Annotated in this window: 14 protein-coding genes; 7 read left to right on the top strand and 7 right to left on the bottom strand. The window is 66.5% G+C overall.

The window, feature by feature from the left end; all coding sequences use genetic code 11:
- The first annotated feature begins 85 nt into the window (after nucleotides 1-85).
- Entirely contained in the window at nucleotides 86-2,518 is a 2,433-nt protein-coding gene (locus tag ACMUJL_RS03330) for a heavy metal translocating P-type ATPase (RefSeq protein ID WP_375570450.1), read from the top strand.
- Nucleotides 2,519-2,646: 128 nt separating this feature from the next.
- Nucleotides 2,647-3,696 carry a tRNA 2-selenouridine(34) synthase MnmH gene (gene mnmH, locus ACMUJL_RS03325; protein ID WP_416914121.1) on the top strand — a complete coding sequence of 350 codons (1,050 nt, stop codon included), beginning with the start codon at nucleotides 2,647-2,649 and terminating at the stop codon, nucleotides 3,694-3,696.
- A 6-nt stretch (nucleotides 3,697-3,702) separates the two neighbouring features.
- On the opposite strand, the gene selD is transcribed toward mnmH, so the two are convergent.
- The 3 genes from selD to ACMUJL_RS03310 form a co-directional block, all read right to left on the bottom strand.
- Nucleotides 3,703-5,877, bottom strand: a complete 2,175-nt coding sequence (gene selD / locus ACMUJL_RS03320) for a selenide, water dikinase SelD (protein ID WP_375570456.1) — start codon at nucleotides 5,875-5,877, stop codon at nucleotides 3,703-3,705.
- A 122-nt stretch (nucleotides 5,878-5,999) separates the two neighbouring features.
- Nucleotides 6,000-6,701: a GntR family transcriptional regulator gene (locus ACMUJL_RS03315; protein WP_375570458.1), complete on the bottom strand. Its 702-nt coding sequence runs from the start codon at nucleotides 6,699-6,701 to the stop codon at nucleotides 6,000-6,002.
- The gene (locus tag ACMUJL_RS03310) at nucleotides 6,698-8,065 is read right to left on the bottom strand and encodes a formimidoylglutamate deiminase (protein ID WP_375570460.1); all 1,368 of its coding nucleotides are present in this window, start codon (nucleotides 8,063-8,065) and stop codon (nucleotides 6,698-6,700) included. The genes ACMUJL_RS03315 and ACMUJL_RS03310 overlap by 4 nt, the downstream gene beginning before the upstream one ends.
- 73 nt (nucleotides 8,066-8,138) lie before the next feature.
- On the opposite strand from ACMUJL_RS03310, the gene hutI reads away from it, so the two are divergent.
- Genes hutI through hutU form a run of 4 tightly spaced genes read left to right on the top strand, consistent with a single transcriptional unit; the run spans nucleotide 8,139 to nucleotide 13,316 of the window.
- Nucleotides 8,139-9,341, top strand: coding sequence for an imidazolonepropionase (hutI, locus tag ACMUJL_RS03305; protein ID WP_375570462.1), 1,203 nt, complete (start codon nucleotides 8,139-8,141; stop codon nucleotides 9,339-9,341).
- Complete coding sequence (gene hutH, locus ACMUJL_RS03300) at nucleotides 9,338-10,864, top strand: histidine ammonia-lyase (RefSeq protein WP_375570464.1); 1,527 nt, start codon at nucleotides 9,338-9,340, stop codon at nucleotides 10,862-10,864. The genes hutI and hutH overlap by 4 nt, the downstream gene beginning before the upstream one ends.
- Nucleotides 10,861-11,646: an N-formylglutamate deformylase gene (hutG, locus tag ACMUJL_RS03295; protein WP_375570466.1), complete on the top strand. Its 786-nt coding sequence runs from the start codon at nucleotides 10,861-10,863 to the stop codon at nucleotides 11,644-11,646. The genes hutH and hutG overlap by 4 nt, the downstream gene beginning before the upstream one ends.
- The gene (gene hutU / locus ACMUJL_RS03290; RefSeq protein WP_375570468.1) at nucleotides 11,646-13,316 is read left to right on the top strand and encodes a urocanate hydratase; all 1,671 of its coding nucleotides are present in this window, start codon (nucleotides 11,646-11,648) and stop codon (nucleotides 13,314-13,316) included. Before hutG ends, hutU begins: the two co-directional genes overlap by 1 nt.
- A 46-nt stretch (nucleotides 13,317-13,362) precedes the next feature.
- Here the strand turns inward: hutU and ACMUJL_RS03285 are convergent, their stop codons facing one another.
- Nucleotides 13,363-15,090, bottom strand: a complete 1,728-nt coding sequence (locus ACMUJL_RS03285) for an alpha/beta hydrolase (protein WP_416914120.1) — start codon at nucleotides 15,088-15,090, stop codon at nucleotides 13,363-13,365.
- A gap of 172 nt (nucleotides 15,091-15,262) precedes the next feature.
- On the opposite strand from ACMUJL_RS03285, the gene ACMUJL_RS03280 reads away from it, so the two are divergent.
- On the top strand, nucleotides 15,263-16,372 hold the full coding sequence (locus tag ACMUJL_RS03280) for an alpha/beta hydrolase (protein WP_375570472.1): 1,110 nt from the start codon (nucleotides 15,263-15,265) through the stop codon (nucleotides 16,370-16,372).
- Here the strand turns inward: ACMUJL_RS03280 and ACMUJL_RS03275 are convergent.
- The 3 genes from ACMUJL_RS03275 to ACMUJL_RS03265 are packed head-to-tail and all read right to left on the bottom strand — an operon-like array spanning nucleotide 16,346 to nucleotide 19,719.
- On the bottom strand, nucleotides 16,346-16,843 hold the full coding sequence (locus ACMUJL_RS03275) for a hypothetical protein (RefSeq protein WP_375570474.1): 498 nt from the start codon (nucleotides 16,841-16,843) through the stop codon (nucleotides 16,346-16,348). The two genes, ACMUJL_RS03280 and ACMUJL_RS03275, sit on opposite strands and share 27 nt — an antisense overlap.
- A gap of 37 nt (nucleotides 16,844-16,880) precedes the next feature.
- A complete protein-coding gene (locus ACMUJL_RS03270) occupies nucleotides 16,881-18,224 on the bottom strand; it encodes a serine hydrolase domain-containing protein (RefSeq protein ID WP_068293027.1) in 1,344 nt (447 codons plus the stop codon).
- Nucleotides 18,205-19,719 carry an alginate export family protein gene (locus ACMUJL_RS03265; RefSeq protein ID WP_416914119.1) on the bottom strand — a complete coding sequence of 505 codons (1,515 nt, stop codon included), beginning with the start codon at nucleotides 19,717-19,719 and terminating at the stop codon, nucleotides 18,205-18,207. The genes ACMUJL_RS03270 and ACMUJL_RS03265 overlap by 20 nt, the downstream gene beginning before the upstream one ends.
- Nucleotides 19,720-19,898 lie beyond the last annotated feature (179 nt).

The following is a 19,898-nucleotide window of genomic DNA, read 5'->3' as shown; positions in this document are numbered from 1 at the left end:
CGCCTATGGTCTGAACCGGCAAGCCCCCTTGAATTCCCTATCCCGAAGGCGTTTACCATGCGGGGTGAAGAAAGAGGGCTCCGCGATGGAACAGACGCTTCGGCTGGATGTGACAGGCTTGAGCTGTGCGGGCTGCGTAAGGCGCGCCGAGGCGGCGCTATCCGGTGTGGACGGGGTGCATGAGGCCCGCGTGAACCTGGCTACACGGCGGGCCGAGGTTACCCATGATGGCGATGTGACACCCGCGCGCGCGGCCGAAGCCCTGGCGCGTGCGGGTTATCCCGCAGCCCATGAAGATTTGCGCCTGATGGTCGACGGCGCGACCTGCGGTTCCTGCGTGGCGCGGATCGAGGCTGCGTTGCGGGCGGTGCCGGGTGTCGTCTCGGCCACGTTCAACCTGGCTGACGGGCAGGCGCGGTTGCGCATCCTGTCCGGCGCTGTCGAGGCGGGGGCGCTGATCGCCGCCGTCAAGCGTGCGGGCTACACGGCAAGCCCGGTGACCGAAGATCGTCCCGATGCCGGGGCCGCACGCGATGCAGCCGATATCGCCCGCCTGCGCCGCGATACCCTGATCGCCGCCGCGCTGACCCTGCCGGTGATGGTGCTGGCCATGGGCGGGCATGTCTGGCCGCCCTTTCACCATTGGCTGCACGGCACGATCGGGATGGGCACAAGCTGGATCATCCAGTTCCTGCTGACGACGCTGGTGCTGGTCGGCCCCGGCCTGCGGTTCTTCCGGCTTGGCCTGCCTGCGTTGCTGCACCGCGCGCCCGACATGAACGCGCTGGTGGCGCTGGGCACATCGGCGGCCTGGGGCTTTTCCACCGTCGCAACCTTCGCACCCGGTATCCTGCCGCCCGGCACTGCCGAAGTCTATTTCGAGGCCGCCGCCGTCATCGTGACACTGATCCTGCTGGGCCGCTGGCTGGAGGCGCGCGCACGCGGCCAGGCGGGTCAGGCGATCCGCAAGCTGGCCGGCCTTCAGGTGCGCGAGGCTCGTGTCCGCCGTGATGGTGTCATGCAGACCGTGGCGATTGCCGATCTGGTGACGGGGGACGAGATCGAATTGCGCCCCGGCGCCCGCGTGCCCACCGATGGCACGGTGATCGAAGGACGCTCGGATATCGACGAGTCCATGGTCACGGGCGAACCGCTGCCGGTGATGCGCGCGTCAGGTGACAGGGTGATCGGTGGTACGGTCAACGGGGCGGGCGCGCTGATGATCCGCGCAACCGCCACGGGCAAGGATACGGTGCTGTCGCAGATCATGGCCGCCGTGGCCGATGCGCAGGGCGCGAAGCTGCCGATCCAGTCGCTGGTCGACCGGGTGACGGCGGTCTTCGTGCCGGTGGTCATTGCCGTGGCGCTGGTGACGCTGGGGCTGTGGCTGGCGCTTGGTCCTGCGCCTGCGCTGGGTTTGGCGCTGGTGGCGGCGGTATCGGTGCTGGTGGTCGCCTGTCCCTGCGCCATGGGACTGGCGGTGCCGGTGTCGATCATGGTGGGCACGGGCCGCGCCTCGGAGCTGGGCGTGCTGTTCCGGCGCGGCGATGCGCTTCAGGCCTTGCAGGGCGTGCACATCATGGCCTTCGACAAGACCGGCACGCTGACCATCGGCAAACCCGAGGTGACGGGCATCACGGTGATCGAGGGCGAAGAGGATGCGGTTCTGGCGCAGGTCGCGGCACTCGAGGCCACGTCAGACCATCCGATCGCCCGCGCCGTTGTGGCCGCGGCCGAAGCGCGCGGGCTGCAGCTGCCCGCGGTCAGCGGATCAAGGGCGGTTCCGGGTCTGGGTGTCGAGGGCGAAGTCGGCGGTCAGGCGCTGAAAGTCGGCGCGGCGCGCTTCTTCGACACCATTCCGACCAGCCTTGCGGCAACCGTTCAGGGGTGGGAAGGCGAGGGGCGCAGCGTGCTTTTCGCAGCCCTGGATGGCCGGATCGTCGGGGCGCTGGCCGTGTCCGACCGGATCAAGCCCGAGGCGCGGGCGGTGATCGACGCGCTCAAGGTCGCAGGGGTGCGCCCCGCGATGATCACCGGCGACAGCAAGGCGGCGGCGCAGGCGGTCGCGTCCACGCTGGGCATCGAGACGGTCATCGCGGGTGTCATGCCGACCGCCAAGGCCGATGCGATGGCGGAACTGGCCAAGCAGGGCCGGGTCGCATTCGTGGGCGACGGGATCAATGACGCGCCGGCGCTGGCCGCGGCCGATGTCGGCATCGCGATGGGGTCGGGGACCGATGTGGCGATCGAGGCCGCGGATATCGTGCTGATGTCGGGCGATCTGCGCGGCGTGGCCACGGCGCATCGGATCAGCCTTGCGACCATGTCGAACATTCGCCAGAACCTTGTCTGGGCCTTCGGCTACAACGTGGCGCTGATCCCCGTGGCGGCGGGCTTGCTGGCGGTTTTCGGTGGGCCGATGCTGTCGCCGATGCTGGCCAGCGGGGCGATGGCGGCGTCATCCGTGCTGGTGATCACCAATGCGCTTCGGCTGCGCAGGCTGCGGGCGATGGCGTGATGGCAGCGGGCGCGGCCCGGTCGCGCCACATGGCACGCGTATTTTGAAAGCAATGAAGCAGATGCTGTGGTCTTCGGTCGCGCGACGCGGTAGATCGGGCCGCTGCATGCCTGGATACTGATGCTCACATGGCCCTCAAACTGACCTCACTTCACGCGCTGGCGGCGCTGCCTTTCGATCAGATCATCGATGTGCGGGCCCCGTCCGAATTCGCAGAGGATCATATCCCCGGCGCGATCAACCTGCCGGTTCTCTCGGATGACGAACGCGCCACTGTCGGGACCATCTATGTGCAACAGGATCGGTTCCTGGCGCGCAAGGTCGGGGCGGCGCTGGTGGCGCGCAATGCCGCGGCGCATCTTGAAGGCCCGCTGGCGACGAAAGATGGCGGCTGGCGGCCCCTGGTCTATTGCTGGCGCGGCGGGCAGCGGTCGGGGTCTTTCGCCTCGATCCTCGCGCAGGTCGGCTGGCGGGTGGAGTTGATCGAGGGCGGTTATAAAAGCTATCGGCGCCTTGTGGTCGCGGCCATGTATGACCAGCCGGTGCCGCATCGCCTGATCCTGCTGGATGGCGGTACGGGCACCGCCAAGACGCGGGTTCTGGCGCGGCTGGCGCAGGCGGGGGCGCAGGTCATCGACCTTGAAGAAATGGCCGCCCATCGCGGCTCGCTTCTGGGGGGGCGGCCCGGCGGGCAACCCGCGCAGAAGACATTCGAAAGCCGCGTCGCCATGGCGCTGGCGCGGCTTGATCCGGCGCGGCCGGTTTTCGTCGAGGCCGAAAGCAACAAGATCGGGCGGCTGATCATTCCGCCGATGCTGTGGCAGGCGATGATCGGCGCCGATCATCTGCGGATCGAGGCCCCGCTCGCGGCGCGCGCGCGTTACCTGTGCCGCGCCTATGCCGATCTGCTGGCCGACACCGATCTGCTGATCGCCAAGCTTGCGCCTTTGCGAACCTATCATGGCGCCGAACGGGTCGAGACCTGGCAGGCCCTGGCGCGCGCGGGCGACTTCCCGGCGCTGGCGGCGGAACTGGTGCTGCATCACTACGATCCGCGCTACATCAAGGCGCAGTCCCGTCAGGGGCGTGCGCCGCTGGCGAACCTGTCCCTGTCCGGGCTGGACGATGCCGATCTGGATGCGGCGATCCCCAAAATCCTGGCAGCCGCCGGCGCCTGAGCCGGATCAGACGCAGCGGATGGCGGGCGCACCCGCGATCATCCTGCCGATGATCGCTGCCTCATGGCCCAGGGCTCTGACCTCTTGCAGCAGCGTTTCCGCCTGGTCGGGCGCGACAGAGGCCAGCAGGCCGCCCGCTGTCTGCGGATCATGCAGCAGCGTGCCACGCGCCCCCGTGGCCCCCGTCACGGGGGCTGCGGCCATGTTGGCGGGCCATGCCGTCGAACGGATACCTGCCTCGGCCAGCGCTTCCGCCCCGTCATAGGTGGGAATGTCGCCCAGGCTGATTTCGGCCGCAAGCCCGGAGGTGCGGCACAGCGCCATCAAATGGCCGGCAAGCCCGAACCCGGTCACATCCGTCATCGCATGGGCCCCGCGCAGCACCTGCGCCGCGTCCGCCTGCGGCTGTGCCATCCGCGCCAGCAGCGCCGCCACATGCCGCCCGTCGGCACGCATCTGCATTTCGGCGGCCAGGATCGTACCCGATCCGATGGGCCGCGTCAGGATCAGCGCATCGCCCGCGCGCGCCCCGGCATGGGTGATCGGCGCACCCTCGCACAGGCCCGTGACGGTAAAGCCCAGCGTCAGTTCGGCCCCCGTGGTGGAATGGCCGCCCACGATATCTGCCCCCGCGGCACGAAAGACCTCGGACGAGGCCTGCATGACCTCGGCCATGGTGCGGGCCTGCAGCGCGGGCGACATCGGCGGCAGGATCACCGTGGCCGTGGCGGCCTGCGGAGCAGCGCCCATTGACCAGATGTCACCCAAGGCATGCACGGCGGTGATCCGCGCCATCAGTGCGGGATCATCGGTGAAGACGCGCAGATGGTCGGTGGTCATGACCTGATGCGCACCGCCTGTCGCCAGCACCGCCGCATCGTCGCCCGGCAGGCTGAGGATATCGCTGCGCTGTGGCGCGGGCAGGTCCGACAGGACCTTGTGCAAGGCATCCGCGCCCAGTTTGGACCCGCAGCCGCCGCAGAGCGGCTGATCATGTCCCGGTGCCTCCTGCCCCCCAAGGGCCTGCACCGCGGGCCGGGCCGGGGCCGGCATGGCGGGCAGGGTGCGGAACTTGTCCATGAAGGCCTGGTCGATCCGGTCCTTCCAACGCCAGAGCCAGGGTCCCGAAAAGGCGAAGCCGAATTTTTCCGCCACGGCCGATTTGTTGCCCAGCGAGATCAGCTTGAGGTAATCGCGCTGCGGATGAAACGGCCGCGTCGGTTGGCCGGTGAGGGCCGCGCGCAGGTTGTCGTAAAGGACCGGGGCGGCGCGCACGGCGAAAACGCCGGCCTTGGGCCGGGGGGCATGGGCCATATGCGCGCAATCGCCTGTGGCGAACAGCGTTTCGTGTCCCTTGACGCGCAGATCCGGGGCCACGATCACGAAACCATCATCCGTCAGGGGCAGGGCGGTGTCGCGCAGCCAGCGATGGGCAAAGGCCCCGGCCGCACCCACGATCAGATCGGCGGCGATCTGCCGCCCGTCAACCAGTTGCACCGCACCCGCCACGATCCGCGCCACTGATGCGCCCGCATGCAGTGTCACGCCATTGTCGCGCAAGGCGCGCCGCAGCCGCGCGCCGGTCGCGGGGCCGGTGCCGGTCAACCCTGCGGCGGCTTCGATCAGGTGGACCTGCGGGGTGGCGCCAGCCTGCCTGAGGGCATGGGACATGGCCATCGCCAGTTCGACCCCGGCCACGCCCGCGCCGATCACGGCGACCTCGGGGCGCAGCTGTCCAGCCTGCACCTTGACCAGAAAGGCGCGCCAGCGGGACGCGTAGATATCAAGTGGTTTCGCACCAAGGGCATGTTCGGCAAAACCCGGAATCGCGGGCATTTCGGCGGTGATCCCGATATCGAGCGAGGCCAGATCATACTCCAGCACCCGCCCCGATCCCAGGGTGACCTGCCGCCGGTCGGCATAAAGACCGACGGCCCGGTCCAGGATCACCCGCGCCCCTGCCGCGCGCGCCAGGCGGACCAGGTCGATGTCCAGATCCTCGCGTGCATAATGGCCCGCGATATGGCCGGGCAACATCCCGGAATAGGGGGCCGTGGGCGCGGGGTTGATCACGGTCACGCGCGCCCCTGCCAGGGGGGCCATCGCCCATTTGCGCAGGACCAGCGCATGGGTATGGCCGCCACCGATCAGCACGAGGTCACGGGTCAGGGGATGGGGCATCTGCATGGTCGGGCCTCGGGCTGTGGCATCCCTGTCTTAGTCGATCCGCGCGCCAAGGACCATGCGCCAGGGCGCGGCGCGTGCAGGGCAATGCGCCGCAGCCGGGCAGCACCCGGAGCCGGTCAGCCTTGGGATATCAGTTGATAGCCCGGCGCCGTCGCCGATTGCACCGTCGTGATCGGCTGATCGCCGATCCAGGTCGTCCGCTCGATGATCAGCAGCGCCTCGCCCGTCGCGACGGCAAGCTGGCGCGCGATTTCACCTGCCGCCTTGATGGCATGGAAACGCACATCGACCCGGCTGTAGGGTTTGTTCAGAACCAGCCATTCATTGGCGCTTTGCGTGGTCAGGTCGATGTTCAGGATTTCGGGCGCTGATCCGGTGTCGATCCAGCGATCCTCGTAGATATAGGGGCGGTTGTCGGCCAGATGCACCGCCTTGACATGCAGCATCGGCCCCGATTGGGGGATGCCGAAACGGGCCATGACCGGCGGTGGCGGCACCTCCAGCTGGCGGCTGACCAACTGGTAGGCATAGCGGCTGCCACGTTGTTCCACCTCGCGCCGCGTGATCGGAATGTCGAAGGTGGCACGGGTGACGGGATGGGCGCGCACATGGGTGCCGCCCTTGCGCTTGCGCTCGATCAGGCCGCTTTGGGACAGCTCCTGCATGGCCCGGTGCACCGTGGCGCGCGCGCATCCCAGTTCGAGTGCAAGATCCTCGTCCCGCGGCAGACGGTCGCCGGGGGCATAGGTCCGGTTCAGGATGCGGGCGCGGATCCGGTCCCGGACATCCGTCCATGACAGGCGGCCGGGTGCGGTCATAGCCGCGTTTCCAGCTGTCGCATCACGGCCACGAAATCCGCCATGATCGCATCGCGCGCCACGTGGTGGCCGTGCCTGACCATGTGGCGCCCCGCGCTCCAGACATCGGTGATGCAGTCCTGTCCCCCGCCCGAAAAGATCAGGCTGTCCAGCAGCGCATCGCCCGTCCGGTTGCAGAGCCAGCGGTTCTCGACATCCAGCGCGATCAGGTCGGCCCATTGGCCCGCCGCAATCTGTCCGGCCTGTCGTCCGCCCGCTTGTGCGCCGCCTGCGGTTGCGGCGTCGAACAGGACGCGACCGGTCGAACGACCGGGCAGGGCCAGCGCCGCACGAGAGCGATCCCGCAGCCTTTGTGAATATTCCAGCGTCTTGAGTTCCTCGAAAAGCGAGATCTGGATGTTGGAATCCGATCCGAACCCGATCCGGCCCGCCGCCTCAAGATAGGTGGTGCCGTTGAATATCCCGTCGCCCAGGCTTGATTCCGTCAGCGGGCAAAGCCCGGCAACGGCCCCTGTCGCGGCCAGGGCGCGCGTCTCGTCCGGGGTCATCTGCGTGCAGTGGATCAGGCACCAGCGCGCATTGACCGCGTGCTCTGCCAGCAGCCAGGCGACCGGGCGCGCACCCAGATGGGCCTGGACCTCGTCAACCTCGGCCAGCTGTTCTGCCAGGTGCATGTGGATCGGCCCCGTCGGGTTTGCCGCGACGATGGCCAGCAGCCCCGCGGGACCCACGGCCCGCAGCGAATGGGGGGCCACCCCGATGGCATAGTCGGCTGAGGCTTGCGCGATCGTCTGCGCGGCCTCGGCGTGCAGGGCCATGAAGCGGTCGGGGTCGTTGCCGAAGCGCTGTTGCCCCCCGGCCAGGGCGCGCCCGTCGCAGCCCCCGAACTGGTAGTGCACCGGCAAGAGCGTCAGACCGATGCCCGCGCGCGTCGCCGCCGCGACGATCCGGTCCGACATTTCGGACAGCCGCGCATGGGGATGACCGCCCACGTCGTGATGCAGGTAATGGAATTCGGCCACCGCGCCATATCCGGCCTCCAGCATCTCCATGAAGACAAGGGACGCGATCGCCTCGACCTGATCGGGCGTCAACTGGTCCAGAAAGCGGTACATCAGGCGTCGCCAGCTCCAGAAGCTGTCGCTGGCATCCGGGCCACGGGCCTCGGTCAGACCCGCCATCGCCCGCTGGAAGGCGTGGCTGTGCAGGTTCAGCGGCGCGGGCAACAGCAGCGCCACGCGCGCCGTTGCCTGTCCGGCGAAGGGCCCGACATGGACAATTCGTCCGCTTGCGTCGACATGAACTTCGACATCCGCCCGCCAGCCATCTGGCAAAAGTGCTTGAGATGCTTGGATGATCTGCACGGTGGACATCTCCGTTGACAAAAATAAGTATCTACATATTAATTTCAAGCATGTTGTAAATCAAGGTATCCTGATGCCCCCCAGCTACCTTCTTGTCGGGATCTCCGCGGCCACCATGCAGGGGGGCGATGGCGGCTATGGTCTGATTGCGGATGCGGCCATCGCGGTGCGCGACGGCCTGATCGCCTGGGTCGGGCCGCGCGGCGCGCTGCCGGCGGAACATGCCGCTTTGCCGCAGCGGGACCAGAAGGGGCGGCTGGTCACGCCTGCGCTGATCGACTGTCACACCCATGTCGTGCATGGCGGCAACCGCGCCCGCGAATTCGAGATGCGTCTGAACGGCGCCAGCTATGCCGAGATCGCCCGTGCCGGTGGCGGCATCGTGTCCACCGTGGCAGCGACCCGCGCGGCCTCCGAGGCGGATTTGCTGGATGCAGCCCTGCCGCGCGTCGATGCGCTGATTGCGCAGGGTGTCGCCATGGTCGAGATCAAGTCGGGCTATGGTCTGGATCTGGACACGGAGCTGCGGATGCTGCGGGTTGCGCGCCGGATCGCGCAGGAACGACCGATCCGCGTGCGCACGACCTTTCTGGGTGCGCATGCGGTGCCTGCGGATCATGATCCCGATGCCTATATCGACCGCGTCTGCCTGCCCGCGCTGATCGCCGCCCATGCCGATGGGCTGGTCGATGCGGTGGATGGCTTCTGCGAGGGGATCGCCTTCAGCGCGGATCAGATCGCGCGCGTCTTCGACCGCGCCGTGGCGCTGGGCTTGCCCGTCAAGCTGCATGCGGAACAGCTCAGCCATCAGGGCGGAACCGCCCTGGCCGCGCGCTATCACGCCTTGTCTGCGGATCATCTGGAATATGCGACGGATGACGATGCGGCGGCCCTTGCCGCGTCAGGGACCGTGGCCGTGATCCTGCCGGGGGCCTTCTACACGATCCATGAAACCCGCCAGCCTCCCGTGCAGGCCTTTCGCGATCGCGGCGTGCCGATGGCGGTCGCGACCGACTGGAACCCCGGATCGTCACCACTCGGGTCGGTTCTTCTGGCGATGAACATGGCCTGCACCCTGTTCCGCCTGACCCCGGCCGAGGCGCTGGCGGGCACGACACGCAATGCGGCCCTGGCCCTGGGGCTGCACGATTGCGGACGGATTGCGCCGGGTTTGCGCGCCGATCTGGCCATCTGGGATGTCACCGATCCGGCCGAGCTGTCCTATGGCATCGGGATCAACCCGCTGCATCACCGCATTTTCGGAGGTCACGCATGACTGTCATTTTGGTTCCAGGCGCCGCCACCCTGGCGCAGTTGGAAACCATCTGGCGCGGGCAGGGGGCTGTCGCGCTTGATCCCGCCGCACGGGCCGGTGTCGATGCCTCGGCCGCCATCATCGCGGCTGCCGCGCAGGCGGATGCGCCGGTCTATGGCGTGAACACGGGCTTTGGCAAGCTGGCCTCGGTCAGGATCGCGCCGCGCGACACCCAGACCCTGCAGCGCAACCTGATCCTGTCGCATTGCTGCGGGGTGGGCGAGGCGCTGGAGCCTGCGACCGTCCGCCTGATGATGGCATTGAAGCTGCTGTCGCTGGGGCGCGGCGCTTCTGGCGTGCGCTGGGAGATCTGCGCGCTGATCGAGGGGATGCTGGCCACCGGCGTGCTGCCGGTGATCCCGGTGCAGGGATCGGTGGGCGCCTCGGGCGACCTGGCCCCCTTGGCGCATATGGCGGCCGTGATGATCGGCGCGGGCGAGGCCAGGCTGCACGGTCAGGTCATGCCGGGTGGCGAGGCCCTGCGCGCGGCGGGCCTGACCCCGGTGGTTCTTGGCCCCAAGGAAGGGCTGGCCCTGATCAACGGCACGCAGTTTTCCACGGCCTGCGCGCTTGCGGGCCTGTTCGAGGGCTGGCGCGCGGCGCGCGCGGCCATCGTGACCTCGGCCATGTCCACCGATGCGATCATGGGATCGACAGCACCCCTGCATCCCGAAATCCACCGCCTGCGCGGGCATCCGGGCCAGATCGAAGTGGCCGCCGCCATGACCACGTTGCTGGACGGTAGCGCCATCCGCGACAGCCACCGCGTCGGTGACAGCCGCGTGCAGGATCCCTATTGCATCCGCTGCCAGCCGCAGGTGACGGGGGCGGCCATCGATTTGTTGCGCTTTGCCGGGCGCACCCTGGAAACCGAGGCGAATGCCGTGACGGACAATCCCCTTGTCATCGTCGAGACCGCCGAGATCCTGTCGGGTGGCAATTTTCATGCCGAACCCGTGGCCTTTGCCGCCGACCAGATCGCCCTGGCCCTGGCCGAGATCGGCGCCATCGCGCAGCGCCGCGTGGCGCTGATGGTGGACCCGACCCTGTCCTTCGATCTGCCACCCTTCCTGACGCCCGAGCCGGGGTTGAATTCCGGCCTGATGATCGCCGAGGTGACGACCGCCGCGCTGTTGAGCGAGAACAAGCATCTGGCCAATCCCTGTTCGACCGACAGCACCCCCACCTCGGCCAACCAGGAAGATCACGTCAGCATGGCCGCCCATGGCGCGCGCCGCTTGCGGCGGATGAACGAGAACCTGTCCATGATCCTGGGGATCGAGGCCATCTGCGCCGCGCAAGGCATCGACCAGCGCGCACCGCTTGCGACATCCGGCACCTTGAAGGCGGTCATGGCCTGCCTGCGCGCCCAGGTGCCCGCCCTGCAGCAGGATCGCTATCTGGCGCCGGACCTCAGGGCTGCGGCGGCCTGTGTCCGCGATGACAGCCTGGCGCAGGCGGCAGGGCTTGAGGTTGCACCATGAGCCTTGTCGAGATCACGCGCGGTGCTGGCCCCCTGGTTCTGGGCCTGCCCCATACCGGAACCGACATTCCCGTGGATTGCATGGCGCGACTGAACGACAGGGGCCGGGCGATTGCCGATACGGACTGGCATATCCACCGGCTTTATGGCGGGCTGATCGGGGATGTCACCACCGTCAGGACAACGGTCCATCGCTATGTCATCGACGTGAACCGCGACCCTTCGGGCGTCAGCCTCTATCCCGGTCAGAACACGACGGGCCTTTGCCCGCTGACAGATTTCGACGGGCATCCGCTTTACCAGCCGGGGCAGGAACCGGATGCGGCCGAGACCGCGCGCCGCCGCGCGCTTTACCATGCGCCCTATCACGCGGCGCTGGCAGCCGAACTTGACCGGGTGCGCGCGCAGCACGGTTTCGCGATCCTTTACGATTGCCATTCCATCCGGTCACGGATCCCGTTCCTGTTCGATGGCACGCTTCCCGATTTCAACGTCGGCACCAATGACGGCATCACCTGCGATGCCCGGATCGCCACGGCCGTGCAGCACATATGCGCGGCAGCGGAAGGCTATACATGGGTCATGAACGGCCGCTTCAAGGGCGGTTGGACCACGCGCCACTATGGCCGGCCCGGTGAAGGGCTGCATGCCATCCAGATGGAACTGGCCCAGTCCACCTACATGCATGAAACCCCGCCCTGGGAGTTCGCAGATGACCACGCGGCAAGGCTGCGCCCGCATCTGATGTCCATCCTCGAAACACTGTCCGCTTGGAGGCCCTGATGAGTGACCCGCGCAAGAATACCCGTGACATCTATCCGCCGACCGGAACCACGCTGAACGCGAAAAGCTGGCTGACCGAAGCGCCGCTGCGGATGCTGATGAACAACCTGCACCCGGACGTGGCCGAGAACCCGCACGAGTTGGTGGTCTATGGCGGTATCGGGCGCGCGGCGCGCACATGGGAAGATTTCGACACGATCGTGGCCAGCCTCAAGGACCTTGAGGCGGACGAGACACTGGTCGTGCAATCGGGCAAGCCCGTCGCCATCGTCAGGACCCATGCCGATGCGCCGCGCGTGCTGATCGCCAACTCGAACCTGGTGCCGCATTGGGCAACCTGGGACCACTTCAACGAATTGGACAGGAAAGGTCTGGCCATGTACGGCCAGATGACCGCAGGCTCGTGGATCTACATCGGATCACAGGGGATCGTGCAGGGAACCTATGAGACCTTTGTCGAGGCAGGTCGCCAGCATTATGGCGGCGACCTCAAGGGCAAGTGGATCCTGACCGGCGGTCTGGGCGGCATGGGCGGCGCGCAGCCGCTGGCCGCCGTCATGGCCGGGGCCTGCTGCCTGGCGGTCGAGTGCAACCCCGACAGCATCGATTTCCGGCTGCGCACCCGGTATGTGGACGAACGCGCCGACACGCTGGACGAGGCGCTGGCGATGATCGAGCGCTGGACCAGGGCGGGCGAGGCCAAGTCGGTGGGCCTTCTGGGCAATGCCGCCGATGTTTTCCCCGAGCTTTACCGGCGCGGCATCCGCCCCGATATCGTGACCGACCAGACCAGCGCCCATGATCCCATCAATGGCTACCTGCCGCAGGGCTGGACCCTGGCGGAATGGAAGGCGAAACGCGAAACCGATCCCAAGGCGGTGGAAAAGGCCGCGCGCGCCAGCATGAAGACCCATGTGGCCGCGATGGTGGATTTCTGGAACGCAGGCGTGCCCACGCTGGATTACGGCAACAATATCCGCCAGGTCGCGCTGGAAGAGGGGCTGGAGAATGCCTTTGCCTTCCCCGGTTTCGTGCCCGCCTATATCCGCCCGCTGTTCTGCAGGGGGATCGGTCCCTTCCGCTGGGCGGCCCTGTCCGGCGATCCCGAGGATATCTACAAGACCGACGCCAAGATGAAGGAGCTGTTTCCCGACAACGCCCATCTGCACAACTGGCTGGACATGGCGCGCGACCGGATCGCATTTCAGGGCCTTCCCGCGCGGATCTGCTGGATCGGCCTTGGCGATCGGCACCGGGCGGGTCTTGCCTTCAACGAGATGGTCGCCAGCGGCGAGTTGAAAGCCCCGGTGGTAATCGGGCGCGACCATCTGGACAGCGGGTCGGTCGCCAGCCCCAACCGAGAGACCGAGGCGATGCGCGACGGTTCGGACGCCGTATCGGACTGGCCGCTGCTGAACGCGCTGGTCAATACGGCATCCGGGGCGACCTGGGTCAGTATCCACCACGGCGGTGGCGTCGGCATGGGCTTCAGCCAGCATGCGGGCGTCGTGATCTGCGCGGATGGCACGCCCGAAGCGGCAAGGCGGCTGGAGCGGGTGCTGTGGAACGACCCCGCCAGCGGCGTCTGGCGCCATGCCGACGCAGGTTATGAGGATGCCATCGCCTGTGCGCGCGAACACGGGCTGCGCCTGCCGCGCATCCTGGGGTAAGCCGGGCCGCACCGCTGTTCCGGGGCGGTCTGCGCATCCGGGACGGTCATTGCGTCCCGTTCGCGCAACCTTTCTGAAATCCCGTGTCGCAATGCGCTTTCAGGCGCGCGGTATCGGCGGCGGACCATTCCGCGGGCTGCGTCACCTCGACCCAGGGCCTGATGTAGTCCTGCGCGAAATAGGCATGGCCATGCCCGGCCGGCGCACCGAAGGACAGCGCCATGTCGAGGGCCAGCTGGAACTGCGTGACGACCGGCATGAAGAACAGGTGATCCGACATGTCCGGGGCCGCAGGATCACGCATCCACTGTGGTGCGCGCCAGATGGAGCGCGGATCGTAGAACACGACCGGATCGCTGGAATACTGCAGGAAAACGATCCGCATCCGCCCCCAGTCCGATACCGCCTCGGAAGCATCGGCCGTATGCGAGGCATAGCGCACCAGTGATCCATCCCCGATGGACGGCAGGACCCAGGAACTGCCGGGGTTGCGCTGGTTCTGCACATAGTTCCAGAAGGCCGAAGGGAAGGGCGGCCCGGCCCAGAAGGCGCCGTCGATGGGATCGTCCAGCAGCCGGAACAGGTTGGTGGCATGCATGGATGACCAGGCCCCAAGGCTTAGGCCATGGACGTAAAGGCGTGGGCGCGCATCCTCGGGCAGGGTTTTCCAGTAGCCATGCACGACTTCCTGCAAGGCTGTCGCCTGTTCAAGGCCGGTGCTTGTCTCGAGGATCAGGGCCAGTGGCGATTGCAGGTAGGAATATTGCGCGGCAACCGTCGCGATGTCTCCGCCGTGCATGTATTCGACCGGATCCTGTGCGCCCGGGTCCATCCATCCTGTGCCGGTCGGGCTGGCCACGATCAGGATCGCGCGGTCAAACGCGCCCTGCCGCTTCAGTTCGGCCAGCGCCAGTTCGGCCCGCGCCTGCGGGGTTTCGCCATTGGCGCGCCCGACATAGACCCGGATCGGGTCGCGCGCGGGCCTGCCGGTCAAGGCTGCGATATCCGCCGCGCGCGGGCCCGAGGTGATGAAATCCCGCCCCGGTTTGCCGATGCCGCCCCAGTCGATCAGCGAGGCGTCGCTGCCGGTCATGCGCGGATCCGCGGGCTTGGGCGGCGCGCTCTGGAACAGCTCCTGCGCGGTCTCGTAGCTTTCGTCCAGAGCCGTTACCGTCTGGTCGACAAGACCGTCGCGCGTCACGATGAAAAGAAACAGTACGACCGTCACGAAACCCAGCACATTCGCGCGCCGCACCGGCATGATCCGCAGAAGCCGCGCGCGCACCAGGTGAAACAGCGCGGCGACAAGGCGTCCGATGATGAAGGCCGCGACGAATGTCGCGAGCGCCAGAAGCAGGATGGTTGCGAAATGCAGCGCGTCCGCTGTCTCGAGCCCCATTTTCCGGCGAATGTCGTTCTGCCAGATCCGGCTGGAGCCGAGGACCCACAGGAAGAACCCCACAAGCGGGATCGCGATTGCCGCTGTCAGGAAGGCCGCGGGCCGTCCCGAGAACCGCGGAAGATCGGCCGTCCGCCACAGCAGTGCCACAACCTGACCGATCAGGTATCCGATCGCCGTGACCAGCCCGCCCAGGATGCCTTGCACCGCCGGGCCGCGCGGAATGAGCGAGGGTGTCAGCGATGCCGCGAAGAACAGCAGGCCCAGCATCAGGCATGGCACCGAGAAGGGTCCGATCAGTATGCCCAGCGTTTTCTTGATCATCTTGTCCTCGGCCCCCGGTCCCTGCGGTCTTGTCCGCGATCTTGTCATCATGCCCCAAGCCCTGCCAAGGACCTGATTGAGCAGGTGCAGCCAGGGTGCCCAGACCCCCATGCGGTTTTTCAGAACGCGCGCCCGATGCGATAGATCGCGACAAGCGCAGCGAAAACGCATAAGACGAACCGGTGTTGAGCCATCGGATATCGCCATCGTGTCCTGCCTGAGGATGAAAGCCGCCACCTTCGTCCTTGCCCGCCTTGCGGGCGTGATCCTGGTGTCGATGGCGGCGCTCTGCGGCTTGGCGGCGCCCTCCTTGGCCCAGCCTGCACAGACCGCAATACAGGGCCTGGAGTTTCCGTTCGTCACGCTGCGCAACAGGACGGGTGCCTCGGATCCTGCCGAAGCCTATGGCAGTGAACGCAGCGATCCCAAGGCTGGGACGTGCGGCGTGGCGGCACGCGATCTTGGCGTTCTCTCGCCTCTTGCCGATGCGACCCCGACCTTCCTGCGGGAGGAGTTGTTGCGCGTGCAAAGCGTACAGGAACGCGAGGTTGACGCCGTGCTGGACGCATTGGAGCAGACCGCCGGGCCGCGTGGTCCCGTGCTTTACGTGCATGGCTATTACATCGGGTTCGACAAGGGCTGCCGCCGTGCCACGCTCTTGCAGCAGAATGCGGGGCTTGCCAGGCGGTTCTTGTGGTTCAGCTGGCCCTCGGACGGGGCCGTGGCCTATTACACGCATGACGAGGCCGACCTGTACTGGAGCCTGCCTGACCTGGCCGACACGATCATCGAACTGGAGCGTCGCTTTGGTCCTGCGGCGGTGGACGTGATCGGGCACAGCATGGGCGCGCGCGGTGTGGCGCTTGCACTGGCCGAAGTGGCCTATCGCCAGCCTGGGATCCGGCTTGGTCATGTCGTGCTGTTGGCGCCGGACATGGATTTCGGGATTTTCGCGCGCCTGCTGCCCCGCATCAGACCCATCGCGCAAAGCATGACCGTCTATGTCGCGGGCACTGACAGGCCGCTGGCGTTGTCGGCGCAAATTCACGGCTACCCCAGGCTGGGCGAGGCCGGAAACGATGTCTCCGGCCTGACCGGGGTCGAGGTCATAGATCTGAGCGATCTGCCGCAGGAAGAACCGACAGGGCATCTTTATCATATCTACAGCCGCCCCGTTGGCGACGATCTTCGCCGGCTTCTGGAGGCTGACATGCCCGCTGATGCGCGCCCTGGCCTTGTGGCCTCGGGCAGCAACCTGTGGCGCCTGCAGCCGGGTGCGGGGGCGGGTGCGGGGACTGCGGCAGGGTCAGTGGATGACAAGCTTGATGATTGACAGCAGCAATCCGATGCCGCCGGCAAAAACCGCCCCCAGCATCGCGGGGATCACGCGACGGTCCAGAACCCAGCCGACCCTGGCACCCAGGGCTGCCAGCAAGGCCACGCACAGGATCTGAGAGAGAACAAGCGCCGTATCCGCGCCGATCCATGCGCGCCATGCGGCCAGGAACAGCGCCGTCGGAAGATTGGCGACCGCCAGCGTCGGCGCGCTGTGATGCCATGCCGCGCGCCAACTGTGCCGGGTCAGCCGTTCGCGCATATCAAGGGCATGCGACAGCAATTCGGCAAAAGCCTTGGCAAGCGTGATCGCAAAGACCGACCCGAAAAGGACCACTGCGGTTTCAAGCGGCGGGGCAGGGTGGCTGCCCTGCGCCAGCAGGATGCTCAAGACCATGATCGCGCCGTAGATGATGCCAAAGGCGGCCTTGTCGATGCGTTCCCAGCCCCGCGCGTGTTGCGTTGTCATGTCGGCGATGTCCTTTGCCTGCGCGGCCTTGCAGCCTTCACTGCCGCGACATCAGGAATGCGGCCACCGCCTTGTAGGCCGGAAGCGAGGTCGGGTCGATGAACCCGTTCTGCGCCTGCGGGAAGGAGGACAGGCGCACCAGCACCATCTCGGCGGTGGGATCGACATAGATCGTCTGCCCATGCACGCCGCGCGCGGCAAAGGCCCCGTGGTCGTTGTGGAACACCCACCACTGGCTGGTATAGCTGCCCGCGCCGATGGTCGGGAAACCCGTTCCGAACCTGGACCGGTCACCGCCCGCGCGGATCTTCTTCACGACCTCGGCCGGGAACAGGCGGGTGCCATTGATCTGGCCCTCATTCAGCATCAACTGACCCAGCCGTCCCAGGTCGCGCAGCCCCGCGGTGATGCCGCCGCCCGCGAAGGGCACGCCCTTTGCATCGACCGTCTGATAGGCATCCTGCTCGACACCCATGCGCCGCCACAACCGGTCCGAGGCCAGTTCCGTCACCGACTTGCCCGAGACACGGCTGATGATCCAGCCCAGCATGTCCGAGTTGATGGTCTTGTAATGGAACGCGTCGCCGTGATTGCCCTCGGGTTTGACCTGCTGGAGGTATTCCCAATAGCCGTTCGGCCCATCGTATCCCTCGGGTTTGGGCAAGGGGCTTGCCGCTGCGGAATAAAGCCAGATATCGGCGTTCGGATCGGAATAATCCTCGGAATATTTCACGCCCGTGGTCATATCCATGACCTGTCGGACAGTGGCCGTGCCAAACGCGCTGTCGCCGATGTCGGGAATGATGTCGCGGACAAGGGCCGTATCGTCCAGCGTGCCCTCGACCACCATGATCTCGGCCAGAAGGCCGGTGAAGGACTTGGTCATCGACATGATGGCGTGCTTGCCGTCTTCCTGCAGGCAGCCGAAGTACCGCTCGTAGACGACCTGCCCCTTGTGCAGGATCAGCATCCCGTCCGTGTAATTGGCATAGAGCGACTCTTCCCAGGTCATCGGTGTGTCGCTGTTCTGCGGCGTGAAGGTGACGGCGTCGATCTGTGCGCGCAGATCCGCGAATTCGGCGGCTGGCGGATACGCCAGCGGCACCGGCGCACCGATGCCGCGGCTGATTTCCTCGGTGGGCAGGAATTCGCGCAGGTGGCACACGGACCAGCGCAGCCGGGGAAAGCTGAAATAGACGCTGTCGGGTTGCGTGATCATCTTGTCGGCGGGCGGGGGAAAGCCCTGCATCCAGCCCATCACGTTCGGATCGGAATCCTGCGCCGACAGCAGCGCGGATTGTGCCATCACGCCCTGTGACGATCCGATGGCAATTGCGCACCCGGCGACCAGCGCGGCCAGATTAGAAGTTGAAGACGACATTGACGAAACCTCCTGTCCATGGGGCAGCACTTCGGCCGATCACGTTGTCGATCCCGGCCCCCGGAAAGGAGACCGAGACACCGGCAGTCAGAAATGTATTGCGATTGATGATCCGGCTGTATTCGAGGAACAGGTCATCGGCGAGGTGCTTGTCCGTGACGCCTGCCACGACGTTTCCATTCACGTCGATCCTTGTGGCCTGCCCGAACTGGACCGGGCTGTTCAACGCATTCGCGCGGATATGCGCATAGCGCAGGGTCCATGTGTCCTGCCGCGTGGGTTGCACCCGCAGCGCGACCGTCAGGGCGTTCACGTTCGAATTGATGAAGGTCGAGGCGGATTTCGATCCCGTGGCCCAAGCACTGGGGCTGCCCTGGTAGTAAAGCGGATCGAACCGTTCCAGCGTGGTCGTGTTCGGATCGTCACCGGAAAAGGTCTGATAGCCCAGCGTCAGGTTCGGCGACCAGGGCAGGTTGACGAAGCTGTAGCCCGCCGTCACGCGCCCCGCCCATGCCTTGAGGTCGATCCGGTCATTCCACTGATAGGCCACGTCGCCCGTGAAGGTCCAGTTCTCGAGCCTGCCGGCAAACGGGTTCGTCCTGGCGTAAAGGTTGACGGTGTTCGTCCCGTCGCGGGCGCCCGGCGTCACGGTCGGTGGGCCGGACCCTCCGGCTGCTGCCTGCGGATAGGGCGAGTCCGAGTTCAGCACATGCACATAGGTCGCCCCGAGATAGCCGCCGCGCGGGTCGTCATGGCGTAGGTCGAACCCGGCCAGTTCGTTGTTTCCGTCCGTTGCGGGCAATTCGTTCGGATCAAGATAGAATGCCGTGGCCGTGACGGTCCCCGAAGACAAACGCCCGATCACAGCCATTTCCCAGGCCTTGCGCGGCCCGAATTTCAGCGCGCCACGCTCGAAGCCGCTTGTGGCGCCATTGGCGATCAGCATGCCCGTGCCGAGGTTCAACTCGCGCGGGCCAAGCGACAGATCATAGGACAGGCCCGTGCCCATCGTGCCGCGCAGGGCCAGGTAGGCCTCTTCAAGGGTTGCGGCCCCGGTGTTCCCGGTATCAAAGGCATCCGTGCCCCAGGTGCGAGAGGCGACTGCGGAAAGCTTGCCGTAAAGCACCGCACCCGTATCGAGTTGATACGCGAAGCTGATACCGGGTTTGACATAGCCCTCAAGCCATTGCGTGTCAGGATCGAAGCCGCTTGCCGGGGCGGTGGTCGCGGCCAGGTCCCAGAACAGGTTGGTTTCGCTGACAGCGTTCAGACCGAACTGCAGATGACCGCGAAGGGTCAGCCTGTCCGCGTCATGCAGCAGCATCGGGTCGCGCTCCTGCGCCTGTGCGAAGGACGCGCTGCAGGACAGAAGAAACGCAAGGCCGGCGATGATGTTTGCGACGGGGTCCGCTGAGGGTAACCCTGCGTTTTCGTGTGTCCCGGCCCCTTCTTCGGACCTGTTCTCGGGTACAATCGAGGCGTGATCAAAAGACATGAGACCTCGCGTAATTTAATAGATTGATCAACTTTAGCACGATCATGATCTATCTCAAGAAGTCATGCGCCCAAGATGGGCAGGGATCAGGAAGCAGGGGCGATGCCCGGTCTGCCCCCGATGAGTGGTCCGGTTTGAAATTTGGCGCATGGTCGGTCTGATCCGTCCGGAAACCTGAC

This window comes from Seohaeicola sp. (assembly GCF_048006315.1).
GTDB lineage: Bacteria > Pseudomonadota > Alphaproteobacteria > Rhodobacterales > Rhodobacteraceae > Seohaeicola.
The sequence above is the reverse complement of the archived record's forward strand: the minus strand, read 5'-3'. Positions and strand labels throughout refer to the sequence as shown.